1 pseudogene is annotated in these 773 nt (G+C 65.6%); it reads left to right on the top strand.

Annotated elements, in window-relative coordinates:
* Positions 1-214 (top strand): annotated as a pseudogene (locus tag B2J89_RS21275) (sulfate transporter subunit); the annotation flags it as partial.
* Positions 215-773 lie beyond the last annotated feature (559 nt).

Genomic DNA, 773 nt, shown 5'->3' with positions numbered 1-773 from the left:
ATACCTGCAGTACCTGTATTCCGACGAAGGCCAGGAGATTGCGGGCAAGAACTTCTACCGCCCGACCTCGGAGAAGGCCAAGGCCAAGTTCGCGCGCCAGTTTCCCCAGCTCGCGCTGTTCACGATCGACCAGGCCTTCGGCGGCTGGGCCAAGGCCGACAAGGCGCACTTTGTCGACGGCGCGAGCTTTGACCAGATCTACACGCGCAAGTGAGCCGCGGTGCGTGGTCGCGGACGCGCTTTCAGGAGCCGACATGCCTTTTCCACCCCCTCTGCCCCGGTCCACCCCGTCCGGGCGTGTGCTGGCCACCACCGCCGCTGCCTGGGGCTGCGCCTGCGGCGGGCGACCCGTTCGAGTGCCTGGAGTCCGGCCGCGGGTGCGCACGTGCGCCGCGAAAGGCGGGCGGCTGCCGAGGGTCCAGGCACAGGCCGGACCGCGGCCTGTTTGGCATGAAATGTGCCTCAAACGCTGATGGATCCTGCGCATGATGCTATGAAAAATAGATTTGCGGACGCAATGCACGGCCCCTCGTCGCACGGCGCGGCCCGGCGTGCGCTGCCGGCGCCCAGCGGGCGGAAGGGGTGGCCCGCTGCCCCACGCCCGCGCGGAGTTCAGGCCAGCGCACGAGGGTTTTCCCGGCCATATAAACTTTGCGTCTTACCAATTGACTTTTCAATCGTTGGACTTTCACCCGTCCACCGTACAGTCACCCCTTTGTTTGCCCACAGGCTTCCGCAGCGCAGCATGCGTGCGGTGGCCCTTTTTTTTCCAT

The sequence above is a fragment of the Acidovorax sp. SRB_24 genome, assembly GCF_012931925.1.
Note: the sequence above shows the minus strand (reverse complement) of the source record. Positions and strands in the feature narration are given on the sequence as shown.